The sequence below is a fragment of the Kosakonia sp. genome, assembly GCF_032052965.1.
In the GTDB taxonomy this organism is placed as follows: domain Bacteria; phylum Pseudomonadota; class Gammaproteobacteria; order Enterobacterales; family Enterobacteriaceae; genus Kosakonia.
Genome location: NZ_DAMBVN010000010.1, coordinates 87,599 through 109,043, shown reverse-complemented (window position 1 = coordinate 109,043; position 21,445 = coordinate 87,599). Strand labels below are relative to the sequence as shown.

Below are 21,445 nucleotides of genomic sequence, written 5' to 3'. Positions count from 1 at the left end.
GTAACCTGAATTGTTAACGTTTTTTCATGACCCGACAAGCAGCCTTCGCGAATGCCGCGAGCAACCTCGTTATTTTTTCAACGCCTTGCCGTTTTCCCAGGCTTTTTGCAGCGTCGGCCAGTAGTCGCGGTTAGCCTCGATCATTTCATCCAGGATCGCTTTCGCATGCTGCATAGTGGGCACTGTACGATTGAGCGTAAACGCCTGCACGGCTTTCTCGTAGTTCCCCTCAATGGTGGCTTCGACCAGCAGTTGTTCGGACGCCAGTTGCTGCATTAACAATGTCTGGTAAAACAGCGGTACAGCGCCCATGCGCACTGGCTCCGGGCCGGCGCTGGTAATATAAGCCGGTACTTCTACCATCGCGTCATAGGGCAGATTAGCAATAGCGCCTTTGTTTTCAACAATCACCAGATGGCGTTGACCCAGGTTGAATGCGAGCGAACAGGCAACATCGACAATAAATGCACCATGCACGCCAACGTGGAAGGCGTCCGGCAGGATCCCGGTGCGTTTATACTCTTCGGCAGCGGCAAACAGTTTTTTCTCGCGCCCGTTCATCACTTCATTCGCACGGGTATAGTCCGGATCCTGATGGGCCACAATCTCATTTGGCATCAGGTAATACTGTAAATAGGGGTTCGGCAGGTATTCCGGGAAGTGATCCATAATGGGCTTGATATTACGCCAGGTTTTCACCCATGACGGATCGGCATGTTGCGGGTCGGTCTGCGCGGCATCTTCGGTGAGCAGGCCAAAACGGGCGATATGCTCACGCAATTCAGGCAGACGATCTTCGCCGTCAACGCGTACCTGAGTAAACCAGCCGAAGTGGTTCAGCCCAAAATAATCGACTTCCAGTTGATGGCGATCCACGCCAAGAATGGCCCCCATATTGCGCATTGCCGCCACAGGCATGTCACAAATATTCAGTACCCGCGCTTGAGGGCGCAGGCGGCGTACCCCTTCAGCAACAATTGCTGCCGGGTTTGAATAATTGACGATCCAGGCTTTTTTATCCGCATAGCGGTCGACCAGATCAATCAATTCCACCATCGGTAAAATGGTGCGCAACCCGTATGCCAGCCCGCCAGGGCCGCAAGTTTCCTGCCCGACAACACCATGACGCAGCGGGATTTTTTCATCCTGCTCGCGCATTTTGTACTGACCAACGCGCATTTGAGCAAAGACAAAGTGCGCACCGCTGAAGGCGGTTTCTGCGTCGGTGGTGACCGTAAATTTAATGCTCTGGCTGTGGTCGCGAATCACTTTTTCCACTACCGGCGCAATGGTGCTCTGCCTGGCTTCATCAATGTCATACAGGCGGATCTCCGCCAGCGGGAAGTCCGCCAGCCGGAGCATCAGGCTTTTCACAATGCCCGGCGTATAAGTGCTGCCGCCACCGGCGATGGATAAAATAAACGGGGGTTTAAACATTACTGGACTCCTTCAGAGAAACATCTCAACGGCTTCTCGCATTTTTTTGACATGCAGCCCGTAGACCACCTGAACGTTATTACCTTGTTTGATCACGCCTTTTGCGCCGGTGGCTTTGAGCTGGGGTTCGTTAATGACCGCAACATCTTTCACCGTCACGCGCAGGCGGGTGTAGCAGTTGTCTACCACTTCAATGTTGGCGCGCCCGCCCAGACCTTCGATAATGGCTTCGCCCACACCTGCGTTATTGCCCTTCGCCTGATACTCCTGTTTGCTGTAAAGCCGCGTTTCCTGGTCGTCCTCTTCGCGGCCGGGTGTTTTCATGTCGAAGCGCAAAATCAGGAAGCGGAAGATAAAGAAATAGAGGGCGAACATGATTAAGCCGACGACGATATACATCGGCCAGTTGGACTTTTCCGTTCCCAATGGCAAGTTGTAGAGCACGAAATCGATAATACCGTTGGCACCAATGGCATGGACGCCAAACAACGAGAACAGCATCATGCCGATGCCGGTCAGTACGGCGTGAACGACAAACAGCATCGGGGCGACAAACAGAAACGCGAACTCGATTGGTTCGGTAACGCCCACTAAAAATGAGGTCAGTGCCGCGGGGATCAGAATGGCTTTTGCCGCTGCTTTTCGTTCCGGACTGGCAGTGACGTACATCGCCAGTGCGGCTGCGGGCAAGCCATACATTTTACTGATGCCGCGCGCATCCCAGACGGCGGTGCTGCTCAACTGCGAAACCGTTGGGCAGGCCATTTCCGCAAAGTAGATGTTACGCGCGCCCTGATAAGTACTGCCGCACACATCGGCGGTGCCGCCCAGCTCGGTATAGAGAAACGGCGTATACACCAGATGATGCAATCCGGTGGGCACCAGAATGCGCTCCAGGAAACCATAAATAGCGACGCCAACAGGCCCTGCACCTTTGATGGCCAGCGCCATCGCGCTGATGCCATGCTGGGCGAAAGGCCATAACTCACTCATCACGACGCCCAGCACCATCGCCACGGGGAGCATAATAATGGCGACAAAGCAGTGACCAGAGTAAATGGCCAGCGCCCCGGAAAACTGTACCGGGGAGTATTTATCGTACAGATAACCGGAAAGTGCGCCGGTCAGGATGCCAGCAAAGACGCCCATTTCCAGCACCTGAACGCCTAATACCATGCTTTGTCCGGCGGCCTTCATTTCTGTTGCAGGCGCCAGTGCGCCCTGAAATTGCAGCATCACATTCATGGCATTGATAAAGACGATAAACGTAACCAGGCCAATTAGCGCGGCATAGCCTTTGTCACGTGAGGCAAGCCCGACCGGGATGCCGACGGCAAATACCAGCGCAAGATTTGCCAGTACCGAAACGGCGGATTTCGCAATCAGTTGACCGATATTCTGGATTAACGGATGACCAAGGAAAGGAAGATATTCGGCCAGATTGCCGTTGCCGAGGATATTTCCGCAGGCAATAAACAAGCCGACAATCGGTAAAATGAGCACCGGACCAAAGAGGGACTTACCAAAATTTTGTAGGGCATTCACGGCTCTGGACATAATGTTCTCTCTTATTAGAACCGCACACACAGGTGTACAGACCCGTTAACGTTAGCAGCTGATGGCGTTGTTTTTCCATCTATCTTATTGTTTTAAAAACAAATGACTCGTAACGTAACATGTTACGTTACGGTCTGTGATCGCCGTAACACCAGGCGTTTTCAGGGGGGAAAGGTTTTGCAAGCCACTTTCCACAACCCAGGACACATTTTGTAATTCTTGCCGTTGCGAATAATAATGTGTGGCAATGTTCAACAGGCTTTATGGGCCAGGGATAAAGAATGAAACCGCTACGCATTGCGGCGCTAACCGTCGCGCTGTTCACCACCTTCACGTTAGCTGGCTGTGATAACAACGATAAACCGCAGGCAACCAGCTCGCCTGCTGCCGCATCATCTGCGCAGCAGCAAGGCCAGGCCTCCCCCCCGCAAAGTAAAGAGAAGCTGGCGCAGCTTGCCGCGCGTAGCGAAGGCAAACCGCTCACGCTGCTGGATGCGTCAGAGGTTCAACTGGATGGCGCTGCCACGCTGGTGCTGACCTTTTCCGTTCCGCTAAACCCGGATCAGGATTTTGCCTCGACCGTCCATCTGGTGGACAAAAAGAGCGGCAAAGTCGATGGGGCCTGGGAACTGGCACCGAATTTGAAAGAGCTGCGTTTACGCCACCTGGAACCCAACCGCGAACTGCTGGTCTCGGTCGATCGTGGCCTTGTGGCATTGAACAAAGCCACCTTCGGAAGCGATTACGAGAAAGCGATCACCACGCGCGATGTTCAGCCAAGCGTTGGCTTTGCCAGCCGGGGCTCTTTGCTGCCCGGCAAAGTGGTGGATGGCCTGCCAGTAATGGCGCTCAACGTGAATAACGTAGATGTGAACTTCTACCGTATTAAACCGGAGTCACTGGCGGCGTTTATTAGCCAGTGGGAGTACCGCAATTCGCTGTCAAACTGGGAGTCGGACACCTTACTGAAAATGGCTGACCTGGTATATACCGGCCGTTTTGATCTGAACCCGGCGCGGAACACCCGCGAGAAGTTGCTATTACCGCTGAGCAGCATCCAGCCATTGCAGCAAACCGGCGTCTATATTGCGGTAATGAACCAGGCCGGGCATTACAACTACAGCAATGCCGCTACCCTGTTCACGCTCAGCAATATTGGTCTTTCTGCGCACCGTTATCATAACCGGCTGGATATCTTTACCCAGGGGCTGGAGAACGGTGCTGCGCTCTCCGGCATCGAGGTGGTGCTGCTTAATGAACAGGGGCAGACCCTGGCGCAGGCCACCAGTGATAAAGATGGCCATGCCACGCTGAACACCGACAAAGAGGCGGCCCTGATCCTGGCGCGCAAAGACGGTGAAACCACGCTGCTGGATCTGAAACTGCCCGCGCTGGATCTGGCGGAGTTCGCCATTTCCGGCGATCCTGGCTACAGCAAACAGTTCTTTATGTTCGGGCCGCGCGATCTCTATCGCCCAGGTGAAACGGTGATCCTCAACGGCTTGCTGCGCGATAGCGATGGTAAACCGCTGGCGGCGCAACCGGTGAAGCTGGAAGTGGTGAAACCCGACGGTCAGGTGATCCGCACCGTGGTTAGCCAGCCGCAGAACGGGCTGTATCACTTTACTTATCCTCTGGAGGCCAGCGCGCAAACCGGCATGTGGCATATTCGCGCCAACACCGGTGATAACCAGCTGCGTGAGTGGGGTTTCCATGTAGAAGACTTTATGCCTGAGCGCATGGCACTGAATATTACTCCGCAATCATCACCTGTCGCACCTGCGGACGATGTAGTGTTCAACGTCAATGGTCACTATTTATACGGCGCGCCCGCCAGTGGAAACACGTTGCAGGGGCAGCTCTACCTGCGTCCCCTGCGCGAAGCGGTTCCTGCACTGCCTGGCTTCCAGTTTGGCGATATCGCCGAAGAGAATCTCAGCCGTAGCCTGGATGAAGTGCACCTGACACTGGATGACAAAGGCCTTGGCGAAGTCACTACGACCAGCCAGTGGCAGGAGAGTCACTCGCCGTTAGAAGTCATTTTGCAGGCCAGCTTGCTGGAATCCGGTGGTCGCCCGGTCACCCGCCGTGCCGGGCAGGCTGTCTGGCCTGCGGCAATGCTGCCGGGCATTCGTCCGCAGTTTGCTTCTAAAGCAGTGTACGACTACCGGACCGATACTACCGTTAACCAACCGATTGTTGATGAAGACAGCAACGCGGCGTTCGACATCGTTTATGCAGATGTCGATGGCAAGAAAAAAGCGGTTAACGATTTGCAGGTGCGGCTGATTCGCGAACGCCGCGACTACTTCTGGAACTGGTCAGAAAATGAGGGCTGGCAGTCGCAGTTCAACCAGAAAGATCTGGTTGAAGGCGAGCAGACCCTGAATCTGGCGGCAGATGAAACCGGCAAAGTCTCCTTCCCGGTGGAGTGGGGCGCTTATCGTCTGGAGGTGAAAGCGCCTGATGACACCATCAGCAGCGTGCGTTTCTGGGCAGGTTATAGCTGGCAGGATAACAGCGATGGCGCAGGCGCTGCGCGGCCTGACCGCGTCACGATGAAGCTGGACAAACCGGCCTATAAACCGGGCGATACCCTCAAGCTGCATATCACCGCGCCAGCAGCCGGTAAAGGCTATGCGATGATCGAGTCGGCAGAGGGCCCGCTGTGGTGGCAGGAGATCGACGTTCCGGCTGATGGTCTTGATCTGAGTCTTCCGATCGATCAGAAGTGGCAACGCCATGATCTCTATATCAGCACGCTGGTAGTGCGCCCAGGCGACAAGTCAAAATCTGCTACGCCTAAACGCGCGGTCGGGCTGCTGCATCTGCCTATGGGGGATGAGAATCGCCGCCTTGATCTGACTCTCGATACGCCGCAAAAAATGCGCCCTAATCAGCCGCTGACAGTGAAAGTAAAAGCGGCCGTGAAAAACGGTGAAACCCCGAAACAGGTCAACGTCCTGTTGTCGGCCGTGGACAGTGGCGTACTGAATATTACCGATTACGTTACGCCAGATCCGTGGCAGGGTTTCTTCGGCCAGAAACGTTACGGCGCGGATATTTACGATATCTACGGCCAGGTGATTGAAGGGCAGGGACGTCTGGCTGCGCTGCGTTTTGGTGGCGACGGCGACGAAATGAACCGTGGCGGTAAACCGCCGGTGAATCATGTCACCATTGTTGCGCAGCAGGCACAGCCGGTCACGCTGGATGAACATGGTGAAGGTACGGTCACGCTGCCCATTGGGGATTTTAACGGTGAGTTGCGGGTGATGGCGCAGGCCTGGACGGCAGATGATTTTGGCAGCAGCGAAGGCAAAGTGATTGTTGCGGCACCGGTCATTGCCGACCTGAACATGCCGCGCTTCCTCGGCAGCGGCGACACCTCTCGCCTGACACTGGATGTGACCAACCTTACCGATCAGCCGCAAACCCTTAACGTCACACTGGCGGCCAGCGGCCTGCTGGCGCTGGAAAGCGGCCAGCCAGGTGCTGTGAAACTGGCCGCCGGGCAGCGCACCACGTTATTTATCCCTGTGCGTGCGCTGGATGGGTTTGGCGATGGCGAAATCCATGCACAAATCAGTGGCCTGACCCTGCCGGGTGAAACTTTCGCACCGCAACAGAAAGTGTGGAAACTGGGCGTACGCCCTGCGTTTCCGGCACAGACCGTTAACAGTGGCGCAATGCTGAACCCGGGCGAAAGCTGGCAGGCACCTTCCCAGCATCTGGCGGGGATTGCGCCGTCAACGCTGCAAGGGCGTTTACTGTTCAGCGGCAAACCGCCGTTGAACCTTGCTCGTTACATTCAGGAGTTGAAAGCTTACCCTTACGGCTGCCTGGAGCAAACTGCCAGCGGTCTGTTCCCGTCGCTGTACACCAATGCCGCGCAGCTGAAAGCGCTCGGTATTAAAGGTGAAAGTGACGAGCAGCGTCGCGCCGCGGTGGATATTGGCATTTCCCGCCTGCTGCAAATGCAGCGCGAGGATGGCGGCTTCTCGTTGTGGGATAAGAACGGGCCAGAAGAGTACTGGCTGACGGCCTATGTGACGGACTTCCTCGTCAGTGCTTCTGCACAGGGCTACAGCGTGCCGGGCGAGGCGCTGAACAACGCCAACAACCGCTTGCTGCGTTATCTGCAGGATCCGTCAACCATGGCTATTCGCTATAGCGACGATCTGCCTGCAACGAAATTTGCAGTGCAGAGCTACGCGGCGCTGGTGCTGGCGCGCCAGCAGAAGGCGCCTCTTGGGGCATTACGCGAAGTGTGGCAGCGCCATGAGCAGGCCAAAGCCGCGTTGCCGCTGATGCAGCTTGGCGTCGCCCTGAAAATGATGGGCGATGCCCAGCGTAGCGAGCAGGCGTTGCGCCTGGCGCTGAAAACTCCGCGTGCGCAGAGCAATCGCTGGCTGGCTGATTACGGCAGCGATCTGCGCGACAATGCGCTGATGCTGGCGCTATTGCAGGAAAATAACCTGCTGCCGCAAGAACAGACGCGACTGCTGACCATGCTCTCTGAGCAGGCATACGGCCAGCGCTGGCTGTCTACGCAGGAAAGCAATGCCCTGTTTTTAGCCGGGCGCAACCTGCAAAACGCAACGGGCAACTGGCAGGCGCAAACCTCGCTGGAAGCTGCTGCGCTGGCAGGTGACACCGCGCAAAGTCGTAATGTCACAGCCGATCAACTTGCCTCTTTGCAGGTCACGAACAGTGGCACTGCGCCGCTGTGGTTACGCCTCGATACCACCGGTTACCCTGAGCATGCACCGCTCCCGTCTGCCAAAGTGTTGCAGATTGAGCGCACTATCATGGGCACCGACGGGCGCAGCAAATCCCTGTCATCGCTGAAAAGCGGTGAACTGGTGCTGGTGTGGCTGGAGGTGAGCGCGACGCAGAATGTACCGGATGCGTTGGTGGTTGATCTGCTGCCTGCCGGGCTGGAGCTGGAAAACCAGAACCTCGCCAGCAGCAGTGCCAGTTTGCAGGATAGCGGCAGTGAAGTGCAGGATCTGCTGAACCGCATGCAACAGGCGGATATTCAGCATATGGAGTTCCGCGATGATCGCTTCGTTGCCGCTGTTCCGGTAAGTGAAGGCCAGAGCGTAACGCTGGTCTACCTGGCGCGGGCGGTAACACCGGGAACGTATCATGTGCCGGCACCACAGGTTGAATCTATGTATGTACCGCAGTGGCGGGCAACCGGCGAGACCAGCGGTCCGCTGATCATTGTGCCGTAACGTGAAAATTGTGCGTCTGATGCGCACCCGCTGGCGCTGGCTGGTGGGTGCGCCGTTGTTATTGGTGCTGGCGGTTATCGCGGCTGACAAACTCTGGCCGCTGCCGTTGACCGAGGTCGATCCGGCGCGGGTAGTGGTGGCGGAAGATGGTACACCGCTGTGGCGTTTTGCCGATGCCGACGGCATCTGGCGTTATCCGGTCACAATTGAAGAGGTATCGCCGCGCTATCTGCAGGCACTGATCCAGTATGAAGATCGCTGGTTCTGGGATCATCCCGGCGTCAATCCCTTCTCGATTGCGCGCGCGGCCTGGCAGGATCTCAGTTCGGGGCGCGTAATATCGGGCGGCAGCACGCTGACCATGCAGGTTGCCCGCTTACTGGATCCTCATCCCCGCACTTTTGGCGGTAAAGTGCGCCAGCTCTGGCGTGCATTGCAACTGGAGTGGCATCTTCCCAAACGCGAGATCCTCACGCTGTATCTTAACCGCGCGCCGTTTGGCGGCACTCTGCAGGGCATTGGCGCGGCAAGCTGGGCTTATCTTGGTAAACCACCTTCCAGACTCAGTTATGCAGAAGCTGCCTTGTTGGCAGTATTGCCGCAAGCGCCAAGCCGTTTACGCCCCGATCGCTGGCCGGAGCGGGCGCAGGCCGCACGGGACAAAGTACTGGATCGCATGGTTTCGCAAGGCGCCTGGTCGGCGGAGCAGGTCAAAGAGTCGCGTCAGGAGCCGGTATGGCTTGCGCCCCGGCAAATGCCGCAACTTGCGCCGCTGTTTTCGCGGCGCATGGTGGGAGAGAGCAATGCGTTGAAAATCACCACCACGCTGGACGCCTCTCTACAGCGGCAACTGGAGGAACTGGCGCTCAGTGTCAAAACGCGGCTGCCGCAGCGCAGTTCGCTGGCGATGATCGTGGTGGATCACACAACGATGAAAGTGCGCGGTTGGGTCGGCTCCGTTGACATCAATGACGATAGTCGCTTCAGCCATGTGGACATGGTGAGCGCAGTGCGATCGCCAGGATCGGTTCTGAAGCCGTTTATCTACGGTATGGCGCTCGACGAAGGCCTGATCCATCCCGCATCGCTGCTCCAGGATGTGCCACGTCGGGTGGGTGATTATCGCCCCGGTAACTTCGACAGCGGTTTTCACGGACCGGTAAGCATGAATGAGGCGCTGGTGCGTTCGCTGAACCTGCCCGCGGTACAGGTGCTGGAGGCGTACGGGCCGAAAAAGTTCGCCGGTAATTTGCGTAATGCGGGGCTGCCGTTGATATTACCGGCCGGTGCTGAACCGAACCTGGCGCTGATCCTTGGTGGCGCAGGCGCGCGTCTGGAAGACATTGCTGCCGCTTACAGCGCTTTTGCCCGCGGGGGAAAAGCGGGCAAGCTGCGACTGACACCAGACGCACCGCTGGTTGAACGTCGGCTGATGTCGCCCGGTGCCGCGTGGATCATCCGCCGTATTCTGGCGAACGAAGCCCAGCCAGTGCCCGATGCAGCCTTACCGCAGGTGGTGCCGCTGGCCTGGAAAACCGGTACCAGTTATGGCTACCGTGATGCCTGGGCTATTGGGATTAATGCGCGTTATATCATCGGCATCTGGACTGGCAGACCGGATGGTACGCCAGTCGCCGGGCAGTTTGGTTTTGCCAGTGCCGTGCCGCTGCTCAACCAGGTCAACAACATGTTGCAGGCGCGTTCAGCGCTTGAACAGGGGAAACTCCCGCGCGATCCGCGCCCGGACTCGGTCACGCAAGGGGTCATTTGCTGGCCCGGCGGGCAAAGTTTGCCGGCCGGAGACAACAACTGTCGCCGCCGTCTGGCTACATGGCTGCTTGATGACAGCCAGCCGCCGACGTTGCTGATGCCTGAGCAGGAGGGGCTGCATGGGATCAATTTCCCGCTGTGGTTGAACCATAAAGGGCTTCGGGTGGCGGCGGATTGCCCCGATGCGCAGCAGAAAAACTGGATTGTCTGGCCGTTGCCGCTGGAGCCCTGGCTGCCGCCAGGTGAAAGACGAGCCGCGCGTTTACCCGCCGCCGACCGGCAGTGCCCACCGCGTGATGACAATGCGCCGCCGCCTCTGTTGCTTAGCGGCGTGCGCGACGGAGCGGTGATCCGGCGTGTGCCGGGGCAGTCATTTGCGTTGTTACCCATACAGAGCAGTGGCGGAGAAGGCGCGCGCTGGTGGTTCCTTAACGGTGAACCGCTGTCGACGCACGACAATATAGTCAGCCTGAAACTTGATAAAACCGGGGAGTATCAGTTATTGGTTATGGATGAGGCCGGGCAGGTTGCAACGGTGCAGTTTGTTGTGCAATAACGCAGGAAATGGCGGGTTACGAGAAGGGTGTTGCTGAAACTCGTCTTATTTTAAAAAAATGTTACCTTCATCCATAGGCAAGGCCTGCGTTGCTCTTTATAATCCGCGCCAGGTCATACTTATGTGTATGTACGACAACAGAACAACTTACAGAGGTAATCATGGCTATTGAACGTACTTTTTCCATCATCAAGCCAAACGCGGTGGCAAAAAACGTTATTGGCGCTATCTTCTCTCGCTTTGAAGCGGCAGGATTTAAAATCGTTGGCACTAAAATGCTGCACCTGACTGTTGAGCAGGCGCGTGGCTTCTATGCAGAGCACGAAGGTCGCCCGTTCTTTGACGGTCTGGTTGAGTTCATGACCTCCGGCCCGATCGTGGTTTCTGTGCTGGAAGGCGAAAATGCGGTACAGCGTCACCGCGATCTGCTGGGCGCAACCAATCCGGCGAACGCACTGGCCGGTACCCTGCGCGCTGATTATGCAGACAGCTTCACTGAAAACGGCACCCACGGTTCCGATTCTGTTGAATCTGCAGCCCGCGAAATTGCCTATTTCTTCGCTGAAGGCGAAGTGTGCCCGCGCACTCGCTAATCACACATTAAACCGTGTAACGAGATTTATACTTTAATTTGTGAAATGCTGCGTGCAAACGTGGTATCTGTGCGACAGAATTTGTACAATGTTGCGCCCCAGGTTGAGCCGAAGCTTACCTGGGGCGCTTCTTTTTAACCCTCCAGGGGCCATAACGTGTAATAACGAGGCCGGAATACACTATGTCTGAACAAATTGTCATATCTGAGAACGCTGCTCTCACGGTTCCCAACAAAGATGCAAAAATCAACCTGCTGGATTTAAACCGTCAGCAGATGCGCGAGTTTTTTAAAAACTTAGGCGAAAAACCCTTCCGCGCCGATCAGGTGATGAAGTGGATGTACCACTACTGCTGCGATGACTTTGATGAAATGACCGACATCAACAAAGTGCTGCGTGGCAAATTGAAAGACGTGGCTGAGATCCGCGCCCCGGAAGTGGTGGAAGAGCAGCGCTCCTCCGACGGCACCATTAAATGGGCGATCGCCGTTGGCGACCAGCGCGTGGAAACCGTGTATATCCCGGAAGAAGACCGTGCGACGCTGTGCGTCTCTTCGCAGGTTGGGTGTGCGCTGGAGTGTAAATTCTGTTCCACCGCCCAGCAGGGCTTTAACCGCAACCTGCGCGTCTCCGAAATCATCGGTCAGGTGTGGCGTGCGGCAAAAATCATTGGCGCAGCGAGAATCACCGGCAACCGTCCTATCACTAACGTGGTGATGATGGGCATGGGCGAGCCACTGCTCAACCTGACCAATGTGGTTCCGGCGATGGAGATCATGTTGGACGATTTCGGTTTTGGTCTGTCTAAACGTCGTGTAACGCTCTCTACCTCTGGTGTGGTTCCGGCGCTGGATAAACTCGGCGACATGATTGACGTAGCGCTGGCGATTTCTTTGCATGCGCCGAACGATGAAATTCGTGACGAAATCGTCCCGATCAACAAAAAGTACAATATTGAAACCTTCCTTGCGGCGGTGCGCCGTTACCTTGAGAAGTCCAACGCTAACCAGGGCCGCGTGACCATAGAGTACGTGATGCTGGACCACGTGAACGATGGCACCGAGCATGCGCACCAACTGGCAGAGTTGCTGAAAGATACGCCATGTAAGATCAACCTGATCCCCTGGAACCCGTTCCCGGGTGCGCCGTATGGCCGCAGCTCTAATAGCCGTATCGATCGTTTCTGTAAGGTGCTGATGAGCTATGGGTTTACTACAATTGTTCGTAAAACCCGTGGTGATGATATCGATGCCGCCTGTGGACAACTGGCAGGCGACGTGATTGACCGTACCAAACGTACCATGCGTAAGCGTATGCAGGGCGAGCCCATCGCCGTGAAGTCGCTGTAATGCCAATATGCGGTGCGAAGATTGTGCTGCATTTTGTGAAAATGACGAATATTTGGCCTGTACACATGCAGGCCAATAATAATTACGGTGCGTTTCTCCTGACTTTAAGGCAGTATGTAGTGATGTAACAACGGCTTAGCAAAAAGTGCTGAAAGCGGTTCTGTTATGAGAAGCCTGACAGTCTTATACTATGGGTCCAGGCTTAATTGACCCGGTTTTTTTCGCGGCGCGTGTGGGCATTGCGGTCACGCGCGCCTGAATCTTTAATTTTCACGTACCAGTAGTTGTAGCGAATGAATACTGAAGCCACTCACGACCAAAATGAAGCACAAACCACTGGCGTACGTCTGCGCAGCGCCCGTGAACAACTTGGACTCAGCCAGCAAGCGGTTGCAGAGCGCTTATGCCTGAAGGTTTCCACGGTACGCGATATCGAAGAAGACAGATCCCCTGCCGATCTGGCTTCGACCTTTGTGCGGGGTTATATCCGCTCCTATGCCCGCCTTGTGCATATTCCCGAAGAAGAACTCCTGCCGATGATTGAGAAGCAGGCACCGGTCAGAGCTGCGAAAGTGGCCCCGATGCAGACGTTCGCTTTGGGTAAACCGCGTAAAAAACGCGACGGCTGGCTGATGAGCTTTACCTGGCTGGTGCTGTTTGTGGTAGTGGGGCTGACAGGCGCATGGTGGTGGCAAAACCACAAAGCGCAGCAGGAAGAGATCAGCACTATGGCCGATCAATCCTCTGCCGAGCTCAACGCCAACAACAGTAATGCGCAGAGCGTTCCGCTGAATACCGACACCTCTACTGCCACCGCAGATAACACCTCTACGCCAGTTGAGATGCCAGCGCCAACCACAACGGCACAGGCCCCGGCAGTTGCCCAGCAGGCTCCGGCTAACACCGCCAACCAGAACACCGTTGTGCCGCCGTCTCAGGCGAATGTCGATGCGGCTGCTGGCGCCACGGCCAACACGCTGCCGACCAGTCAGGCAGGAGTGGGCGCAGCTGCGGACAACAACGCACTGGTGATGAGCTTTAATGCGGATTGCTGGCTGGAAGTGAGCGATGCCACAGGCAAAAAACTGTTCAGCGGCATGCAGCGTAAAGATGGCACACTGAATTTAACCGGCCAGGCGCCGTACAAACTGAAAATCGGCGCGCCGTCCGCCGTACAAATCCAGTACCAGGGTAAACCTGTCGATTTGAGTCGATATATCAGAACTAACCAGGTTGCGCGTCTGACCCTCAATGCCGAACAATCAGCAGTACAGTAACAGACGGGCAAAGCGGGAGATTTTTCATGCATAACCAGGCTCCGATTCAGCGTCGGAAATCGAAACGGATCTACGTTGGTAATGTGCCGATTGGCGATGGGGCTCCCATCGCCGTGCAGTCAATGACAAACACCCGCACCACGGATGTTGACGCAACGGTCAACCAAATCAAAGCGCTGGAGCGCGTCGGTGCAGACATTGTCCGTGTTTCTGTTCCAACGATGGATGCAGCAGAAGCGTTTAAACTGATCAAACAGCAAGTGAGTGTTCCGCTGGTGGCGGATATTCATTTTGACTACCGCATTGCGCTGAAAGTCGCCGAATACGGCGTCGATTGCCTGCGTATTAACCCCGGCAATATCGGCAATGAGGAGCGCATTCGCACGGTTGTTGACTGCGCGCGCGACAAAAACATACCTATCCGTATTGGCGTTAATGCCGGCTCGCTGGAAAAAGATCTGCAGGAAAAATACGGCGAACCGACGCCGCAAGCGCTGCTCGAATCCGCCATGCGCCATGTTGATCATCTTGATCGCCTGAACTTCGACCAGTTTAAAGTCAGCGTCAAAGCCTCCGATGTCTTCCTCGCGGTGGAATCCTATCGCCTGCTGGCGAAACAGATCGATCAGCCATTGCACCTCGGCATCACCGAGGCTGGCGGTGCGCGCGCGGGCGCGGTGAAGTCAGCAATTGGCCTCGGCCTGCTGCTCTCCGAAGGGATTGGTGACACGCTGCGTATCTCGCTGGCGGCCGATCCGGTTGAAGAGATCAAAGTCGGTTTCGATATCCTGAAGTCGCTGCGCATTCGTTCGCGGGGTATCAACTTTATCGCTTGCCCGACCTGCTCCCGTCAGGAGTTCGATGTTATCGGCACAGTGAACGCCCTTGAACAGCGGCTTGAAGACATCATCACGCCAATGGATGTTTCCATTATTGGCTGCGTGGTGAACGGGCCTGGCGAAGCGCTGGTTTCGACGCTTGGCGTGACCGGCGGCAACAAGAAAAGCGGCCTGTACGAAGATGGTGTGCGTAAAGACCGCCTTGATAACAGCGATATGATCAGCCAGCTTGAAGCCCGCATTCGCGCGAAAGCGTCGATTCTGGACGAAGCGCGTCGCATTAACGTGCAACAGCTAGAAAAATAACGTGGCTGGGAAGCGGCTGGCTTCCCGTGTATGATGAACCCGCCAGGCGCTACGGCCCTGTGGGTTCATTTTTTGTATTCATAAAGAGAAAAAACGTGGCAAAGAATATTCAAGCCATTCGCGGCATGAACGATTATCTGCCTGGCGAAACCGCCATCTGGCAGCGCATTGAAAGCACCCTAAAAAACGTGCTCGGCAGCTACGGTTACAGTGAAATCCGTTTGCCGATTGTAGAGCAGACCCCGTTATTTAAACGCGCGATCGGCGAAGTGACCGACGTGGTTGAAAAAGAGATGTACACCTTTGACGATCGTAATGGCGATAGCCTGACATTGCGTCCTGAAGGTACGGCGGGCTGCGTACGCGCCGGCATCGAACATGGTCTTCTGTACAATCAGGAACAGCGCTTGTGGTACGTCGGGCCGATGTTCCGCTACGAGCGTCCGCAGAAAGGGCGCTACCGTCAGTTCCATCAGCTGGGTGTTGAAGTGTTTGGCCTGCAAGGTCCGGATATCGACGCTGAGCTGATTATGCTAACCGCACGCTGGTGGCGTGAATTGGGCATTGCTCAGCACGTCGCACTTGAGCTTAACTCCATCGGCTCGCTGGAAGCGCGTGCGACCTATCGCGATGCGCTGGTGGCGTTCCTGGAACAGCATAAAGATAAGCTGGACGAAGACTGCCTGCGTCGCATGTACACCAACCCGCTGCGGGTGCTGGATACCAAAAATCAGGACATTCAGGCTCTGCTGAACGATGCGCCGAAACTGGGTGATTATCTGGATGAAGCGTCCCGCGAACACTTTGCCGGTCTTTGCGCTTTCCTGGATGCGGCAGGTATTGCCTACACCGTGAACCAGCGTCTGGTGCGTGGTCTGGACTATTACAACCGTACCGTTTTCGAATGGGTGACGACCAGTCTTGGCGCCCAGGGTACCGTCTGTGCTGGCGGTCGTTATGACGGTCTGGTTGAGCAACTGGGCGGTCGCGCCACCCCGGCGGTGGGCTTCGCGATGGGCCTTGAACGTCTTGTTTTGTTAGTTCAGGCAGTTAATCCGGAATTTAAAGCAGAATCCGTTGTCGATATATACCTGGTGGCGTCTGGTGCCAATACGCAATCCGCTGCGATGCAGTTGGGTGAACAGGTACGCGATGCGTTACCTGGCGTACGGCTGATGATGAACCACGGCGGCGGCAATTTCAAAAAACAGTTTGCCCGTGCAGATAAGTGGGGCGCTCGCGTCGCACTGGTGCTTGGCGAATCTGAAATCGCCGACGGTAATGTTGTGGTGAAGGATTTACGCTCTGGTGAGCAGAGTACGGTAACGCAGGACAGCGTTGCGGCGCATTTGCGCACACTACTGGGCTAATCTCCCCGGTGAATTATCGTTAAGGAGAAGGACTGCGTGGAAATTTACGAAAACGAAAACGACCAGGTAGACGCGATTAAGCGCTTCTTTGCCGAGAACGGCAAAGCGCTGGCAGTTGGCGTTGTTTTGGGTATTGGTGCGCTGGTTGGCTGGCGCTACTGGACCAGTCATCAGGCAGACACAGCAAAAGTCTCATCGCAAGCCTATGAAAACGCGATCTCCGCGCTTCAGGCTGACAAACCAGAAACGTTCGCAGCGGCGGAGAAATTCGCCGCTGACAACAAAAACACTTACGGTGCGTTAGCGTCGCTGGAACTTGCGCAGCAGTACGTTGAGAAAAACGAACTGGATAAAGCCGCCGCTCAGTTGCAGCAGGGGCTTGCAGCAACCAGCGATGAGAATCTGAAATCGATGATCAACGTGCGTCTGGCCCGTGTCCAGGTTCAACTGAAACAGCAAGATGTTGCGTTGAAAACGCTGGATGCCGTAAAAGGCGACAGCTGGGCAGCTATCGTGGCTGATTTGCGCGGCGAAGCACTGCTGAGCAAAGGTGATAAACAAGGTGCGCGCACCGCATGGGAAAACGGCATTAAAAACAATGCTTCCCCTGCGTTGAGTGAAATGATGCAAATGAAAATTAATAATTTGTCCATCTAAGAGGGACCCGATGCAATTGCGTAAATTACTTCTGCCAGGACTGCTTTCTGTCACGCTATTGAGCGGTTGTTCCCTGTTCAGCGGCGAAGAAGATGTTGTCAAAATGTCCCCGCTGCCGGTGGTTGAAAACCAGTTTACGCCGTCAACGGCGTGGAGCACCTCCGTCGGCAACGGTATCGGCGACTTCTACTCTAATCTGCACCCGGCGTTTGCCGACGGTGTGGTATATGCTGCCGATCGCCACGGCGTGGTGAAAGCGGTGCATGCTGAAGATGGTCGTGAAGTGTGGTCGGTGAATCTGGCCGAAAAAGATGGCTGGTTCACTACTCGCTCAGCACAGTTGTCCGGCGGTGTGACCGTTTCTGGTGGTCATGTGTACGTGGGCAGCGAAAAAGCCCGTGTTTATGCGCTGAACACCAGCGACGGCTCTGTCGCCTGGCAGAGTAAAGTGGCGGGTGAAGCGCTTTCTCGTCCGGTTATCAGCGACGGTCTGGTGTTAATCCATACCAGCAACGGTCAGTTGCAGGCGCTGAATGAAGGTGATGGTGCGGTGAAATGGACCGTTAACCTGGATATGCCAGCGCTCTCTTTGCGCGGTGAATCTGCCCCGACGGCTGCCTTTGGTGCAGCCATTGTGGGTGGCGACAACGGTCGCGTGAGCGCGGTGCTGATGCAGCAAGGGCAGATGATCTGGCAACAACGTATCTCCCAGGCAAACGGCCCGACTGAAATCGACCGCCTGAGCGATGTCGATACGACGCCGGTTGTAGTGAATGGCGTGGTGTACGCGCTGGCCTACAACGGCAACATGACGGCACTGGATCTGCGCAGCGGCCAGATCATGTGGAAACGTGAACTGGGCTCGGTGAGCGACTTCATCGTTGACGGTAACCGTATCTATCTTATCGATCAGAATGACCGTGTTCTGGCACTTACCACCGACGGTGGCGTGACCCTCTGGACACAAAGCGATCTGCTGCACCGTAACCTTACCGCTCCGGCGTTGTATAATGGTTACATAGTGACAGGCGATAGCGAAGGTTATGTTCACTGGATTAACGTTGAAGATGGCCGCTTTGTGGCGCAGCAGAAAGTCGACAGTTCCGGCTTCCTGACCGAGCCGGTGGTTGCCGATGGCAAACTGCTGATCCAGGCAAAAGACGGTACGCTGTACGCCATCACGCGTTAATCGCGCTGAGGTTGTCGTTCCTGAAGACGGCTCCTGTTGCAGGAGCCGTTTTCCTGTTTTTAAAACGCTGCGTCAATCGCGACGTTTTGCTAATGAATTTTCTGTAATGAGGCTTCAAACATGGTACCTGTGGTCGCGCTTGTCGGGCGCCCTAACGTTGGAAAATCCACGCTATTTAACCGTTTAACACGCACCCGTGATGCGCTGGTAGCGGATTTCCCGGGTCTGACTCGTGACCGTAAGTACGGTCGTGCTGAAGTGGAAGGCCGCGAATTTATCTGCATCGATACCGGCGGTATCGACGGCACCGAAGATGGCGTAGAAACCCGCATGGCGGAACAGTCGCTGCTGGCGATTGAAGAAGCAGATGTGGTGCTGTTTATGGTGGACGCACGCGCGGGCCTGATGCCTGCCGACTCGGCCATTGCTAAGCATTTGCGTGCGCGTGAAAAACCGACCTTCCTGGTGGCGAACAAAACCGATGGTCTGGATCCTGACCAGGCCACGGCGGACTTCTACTCGCTGGGGCTGGGGGACATTTACGCTATTGCCGCATCGCATGGTCGCGGCGTAACCAGCCTGCTGGAACACGTGCTAATGCCGTGGATGGACGAACTGAACCCACCTGAAGAGGTGGACGAAGACGCGGAATACTGGGCGCAGTTCGAAGCCAGTGAAAACGGCGAACAAGAAGAGCCGGAAGATGACTTTAACCCGCAGGATCTGCCGATCAAGCTGGCTATTGTCGGGCGTCCGAACGTAGGTAAGTCCACACTCACTAACCGTATTCTGGGCGAAGACCGCGTGGTGGTGTACGACATGCCGGGCACCACCCGCGACAGCATCTACATTCCGATGCAGCGCGACGAACGTGAGTACGTACTGATTGACACCGCGGGTGTCCGCAAGCGCGGTAAAATCACCGACGTGGTAGAAAAGTTCTCCGTCATTAAAACGCTGCAGGCGATTGAAGACGCCAACGTGGTGTTGCTGGTGATCGATGCCCGCGAAGGCATCTCTGACCAGGATCTGTCGCTGCTGGGCTTTATTCTCAACAGCGGTCGCTCGCTGGTGATTGTTGTCAACAAGTGGGATGGCCTGAGTCAGGAAGTGAAAGAACAGGTGAAAGAGACGCTGGACTACCGTCTTGGCTTTATCGACTTTGCCCGCGTTCACTTTATCTCTGCCCTGCACGGCAGCGGCGTGGGTAACCTGTTTGAATCGGTACGTGAAGCTTACGACAGCTCCACTCGCCGTGTCAGCACCGCGATGCTGACCCGTATTATGACCATGGCGGCAGAAGATCATCAGCCTCCGCTGGTGCGTGGCCGCCGCGTGAAGCTGAAATATGCCCACGCCGGGGGTTACAACCCGCCGATTGTGGTGATCCACGGCAATCAGGTAAAAGACCTGCCGGATTCCTACAAGCGCTACCTGATGAACTACTTCCGCAAATCATTGGATGTGATGGGCACGCCAATCCGCATTCAGTTCAAAGAAGGGGAAAACCCGTTTGCGGAGAAACGTAACACTCTGACGCCGAACCAGATGCGTAAGCGTAAGCGCCTGATTAAGCACATCAAGAAAGGTAAGTAATCACTTGCTTAAAACCCGCCGTCCGGCGGGTTTTTTGTAAGTGGCGGTGTATGATAGAGGCAGTGAAACATAAAGGAGCGCAATATGGATCTGAAATGCCCAACCTGTCACACCCCGCTGGAACGTGTGGGAACACATGCCCATTGCCAGGTCTGCGACGTAAACCTTGAGCTCGAAGCCAGTTGCCCGGAGTGCCATCAGCCTCTGCAGGTATTAACCGCCTGTGGCGCGGTGGACTTTTTCTGCCAGCACGGACACGGGCTGATTTCTAAAAAACGCGTAGAATTTACCCTGTGTTAAGACTTGCAGATGCACTCTTCACCTTCGCGCCACAGCTCAACAAACGAGGGTGGCGCTTTGCTTTCCGGGATAAGCAGCAGCACGTTCGGTTGCGGCGAGGTCCAGGTGATTTGCAAACGGTAAAAGCGCTGATCGCCGCGCCCCGGCGATTCCGGCTGGCCGGGCGGTTGCCCCAGCGGTAACGCCTGATGCAGGATCTCAACCAGCCGCTGACGTTGCTCTTCACTGAGCTGGGCAATAATGATTTTGCGTTTGCCGCTCAGTTTCGGGATGTACGCCACCCCGCCTTCACGGGCTAACTCCACCACCGCATCGTCGGTTAATTCGGGTTCGTTCATCATAAAACTCCGACATCTTTCCACGCCTGTTCAATCGCTGCGGCGACTTTTTTACCGGAACGTTTTTCACCATGTTGAATGGTGAGCTTCGCGAACGTCGCAAAATCGGCGTTTTGCGCCAGCGATTTATCACAGACGGTATCGTACCAGGCGTACCCTGTTTGTTCCCAGGCATAACCGCCCACCGCCGTTGCCGCCAGGTAAAATGCGCGGTTAGGAATACCGGAATTCAGGTGGACGCCACCGTTGTCTTCACGGGTTTTGATAAAGTCTTTCATATGCGCAGGTTGCGGATCTTTCCCCAGCAGCGGATCGTCATAAGCGGTACCAGGCTCAGACATTGAGCGTAACCCTTTGCCTTTAATGCCCTTTGCCAGCAACCCTTCGCCAATGATCCAGTCGGCCTGTTCGGCTGTCTGCTGCTGATGGTACTGCTTCACCAGCGAACCGAAGACATCCGATAACGACTCATTCAATGCACCCGCCTGCTCAAAATAGATTAAGTTGGCTTCCGTTTCTGTGACGCCGTGGCTGAGTTCATGCGCCACCACATCAATAGCAATGGTAAAACGGTTGAAGATCTCACCGTCGCCATCGCCAAACACCATCTGCTGACCGTTCCAGAAGGCGTTTTGATACTCTTTACCGTAATGCACGGTACCGCTGAGGATCAGCCCCTGGTTATCCAGGGAGTTTCGCTGGTAAACCTGCCAGAAGAAATCATGTGTGACGCCAAGATAGTCATAGGCTTCATCCACCGCGACATCACCGTTTGACGGCTGGCCTTCATAGCGCACCTGCTCGCCGGGCAGTGTCTCTTTTTGTTGCGCGTCATAAATATCGCGTACCAGTTCACCGGGCGACGTCACCAACGGCGCATCGACTTTACCATGGCTGTGCGCCATCAATGTTTGCACGTGAGTTAAGGTCTGGCGGGCGTTACGTTGTTGTAGCTCAGAACCATTATCAATAATGCGACGAAGAAGGTAGGGCGGAATAACACAATGCAGCGGGCGTGAATTCATGTTGATCTCCTTGATAAACACCAAAAGGAACAACAAAAGTATAGGT

At 55.6% G+C, this 21,445-nt stretch carries 15 protein-coding genes; 11 read left to right on the top strand and 4 right to left on the bottom strand.

All coding sequences use genetic code 11. The features are described 5' to 3' along the window. Positions 1-69: 69 nt before the first annotated feature. Together RTX30_RS13825 and RTX30_RS13820 are read right to left on the bottom strand one after the other, a co-directional pair. Entirely contained in the window at positions 70-1,437 is a 1,368-nt protein-coding gene (locus RTX30_RS13825) for a 6-phospho-alpha-glucosidase (RefSeq protein WP_312690681.1), read from the bottom strand. A 12-nt stretch (positions 1,438-1,449) separates the two neighbouring features. Continuing rightward, entirely contained in the window at positions 1,450-2,994 is a 1,545-nt protein-coding gene (locus RTX30_RS13820) for a PTS transporter subunit EIIC (protein ID WP_312690679.1), read from the bottom strand. Positions 2,995-3,275: 281 nt separating this feature from the next. Between RTX30_RS13820 and RTX30_RS13815 the strand changes: the two genes are divergently transcribed. From RTX30_RS13815 to RTX30_RS13765, 11 genes are all read left to right on the top strand, one after another. Next, the gene (locus RTX30_RS13815) at positions 3,276-8,234 is read left to right on the top strand and encodes an alpha-2-macroglobulin (RefSeq protein WP_312690677.1); all 4,959 of its coding nucleotides are present in this window, start codon (positions 3,276-3,278) and stop codon (positions 8,232-8,234) included. A gap of 1 nt (position 8,235) precedes the next feature. Then, positions 8,236-10,560 (top strand): peptidoglycan glycosyltransferase PbpC, encoded by a 2,325-nt coding sequence (gene pbpC, locus RTX30_RS13810; RefSeq protein WP_312690675.1) that lies wholly within the window; start codon positions 8,236-8,238, stop codon positions 10,558-10,560. 161 nt (positions 10,561-10,721) lie between these two features. Next, on the top strand, positions 10,722-11,153 hold the full coding sequence (ndk, locus tag RTX30_RS13805) for a nucleoside-diphosphate kinase (protein WP_312690673.1): 432 nt from the start codon (positions 10,722-10,724) through the stop codon (positions 11,151-11,153). A 182-nt stretch (positions 11,154-11,335) separates the two neighbouring features. Next, positions 11,336-12,502 carry a bifunctional tRNA (adenosine(37)-C2)-methyltransferase TrmG/ribosomal RNA large subunit methyltransferase RlmN gene (locus tag RTX30_RS13800; RefSeq protein ID WP_312690671.1) on the top strand — a complete coding sequence of 389 codons (1,167 nt, stop codon included), beginning with the start codon at positions 11,336-11,338 and terminating at the stop codon, positions 12,500-12,502. A gap of 293 nt (positions 12,503-12,795) precedes the next feature. Beyond that, entirely contained in the window at positions 12,796-13,779 is a 984-nt protein-coding gene (gene rodZ / locus RTX30_RS13795) for a cytoskeleton protein RodZ (RefSeq protein WP_312690669.1), read from the top strand. Positions 13,780-13,805: 26 nt separating this feature from the next. Then, positions 13,806-14,924 (top strand): flavodoxin-dependent (E)-4-hydroxy-3-methylbut-2-enyl-diphosphate synthase, encoded by a 1,119-nt coding sequence (ispG, locus tag RTX30_RS13790; protein WP_312690667.1) that lies wholly within the window; start codon positions 13,806-13,808, stop codon positions 14,922-14,924. A 95-nt stretch (positions 14,925-15,019) separates the two neighbouring features. Continuing rightward, positions 15,020-16,294: a histidine--tRNA ligase gene (gene hisS / locus RTX30_RS13785; protein WP_312690665.1), complete on the top strand. Its 1,275-nt coding sequence runs from the start codon at positions 15,020-15,022 to the stop codon at positions 16,292-16,294. Between the two features lie 36 nt (positions 16,295-16,330). Continuing rightward, a complete protein-coding gene (locus RTX30_RS13780) occupies positions 16,331-16,951 on the top strand; it encodes a YfgM family protein (protein WP_312690663.1) in 621 nt (206 codons plus the stop codon). 10 nt (positions 16,952-16,961) lie between these two features. Beyond that, on the top strand, positions 16,962-18,140 hold the full coding sequence (gene bamB / locus RTX30_RS13775) for an outer membrane protein assembly factor BamB (protein WP_312690661.1): 1,179 nt from the start codon (positions 16,962-16,964) through the stop codon (positions 18,138-18,140). Positions 18,141-18,260: 120 nt separating this feature from the next. Beyond that, the gene (der, locus tag RTX30_RS13770; protein WP_312690659.1) at positions 18,261-19,736 is read left to right on the top strand and encodes a ribosome biogenesis GTPase Der; all 1,476 of its coding nucleotides are present in this window, start codon (positions 18,261-18,263) and stop codon (positions 19,734-19,736) included. Between the two features lie 84 nt (positions 19,737-19,820). Beyond that, on the top strand, positions 19,821-20,036 hold the full coding sequence (locus RTX30_RS13765) for a zinc ribbon domain-containing protein (protein ID WP_312690657.1): 216 nt from the start codon (positions 19,821-19,823) through the stop codon (positions 20,034-20,036). Here RTX30_RS13765 and RTX30_RS13760 read toward each other — a convergent pair. Together RTX30_RS13760 and RTX30_RS13755 are read right to left on the bottom strand one after the other, a co-directional pair. Further along, positions 20,033-20,374, bottom strand: coding sequence for a protealysin inhibitor emfourin (locus RTX30_RS13760; protein WP_312690784.1), 342 nt, complete (start codon positions 20,372-20,374; stop codon positions 20,033-20,035). The genes RTX30_RS13765 and RTX30_RS13760 overlap by 4 nt on opposite strands. Continuing rightward, a complete protein-coding gene (locus RTX30_RS13755; protein WP_312690655.1) occupies positions 20,374-21,399 on the bottom strand; it encodes a M4 family metallopeptidase in 1,026 nt (341 codons plus the stop codon). Before RTX30_RS13755 ends, RTX30_RS13760 begins: the two co-directional genes overlap by 1 nt. Between the last annotated feature and the right edge of the window lie 46 nt (positions 21,400-21,445).

Coding starts and splice junctions, on each gene's coding strand:
- RTX30_RS13760 (WP_312690784.1), bottom strand. CDS start 20,374: ATGAACGAACCCGAATTAACCGACGATGCGGTGGTGGAGTTAGCCCGT.
- RTX30_RS13755 (WP_312690655.1), bottom strand. CDS start 21,399: ATGAATTCACGCCCGCTGCATTGTGTTATTCCGCCCTACCTTCTTCGT.
- RTX30_RS13800 (WP_312690671.1), top strand. CDS start 11,336: ATGTCTGAACAAATTGTCATATCTGAGAACGCTGCTCTCACGGTTCCC.
- der (WP_312690659.1), top strand. CDS start 18,261: ATGGTACCTGTGGTCGCGCTTGTCGGGCGCCCTAACGTTGGAAAATCC.
- RTX30_RS13765 (WP_312690657.1), top strand. CDS start 19,821: ATGGATCTGAAATGCCCAACCTGTCACACCCCGCTGGAACGTGTGGGA.
- RTX30_RS13825 (WP_312690681.1), bottom strand. CDS start 1,437: ATGTTTAAACCCCCGTTTATTTTATCCATCGCCGGTGGCGGCAGCACT.
- RTX30_RS13815 (WP_312690677.1), top strand. CDS start 3,276: ATGAAACCGCTACGCATTGCGGCGCTAACCGTCGCGCTGTTCACCACC.
- bamB (WP_312690661.1), top strand. CDS start 16,962: ATGCAATTGCGTAAATTACTTCTGCCAGGACTGCTTTCTGTCACGCTA.
- rodZ (WP_312690669.1), top strand. CDS start 12,796: ATGAATACTGAAGCCACTCACGACCAAAATGAAGCACAAACCACTGGC.
- ndk (WP_312690673.1), top strand. CDS start 10,722: ATGGCTATTGAACGTACTTTTTCCATCATCAAGCCAAACGCGGTGGCA.
- RTX30_RS13820 (WP_312690679.1), bottom strand. CDS start 2,994: ATGTCCAGAGCCGTGAATGCCCTACAAAATTTTGGTAAGTCCCTCTTT.
- ispG (WP_312690667.1), top strand. CDS start 13,806: ATGCATAACCAGGCTCCGATTCAGCGTCGGAAATCGAAACGGATCTAC.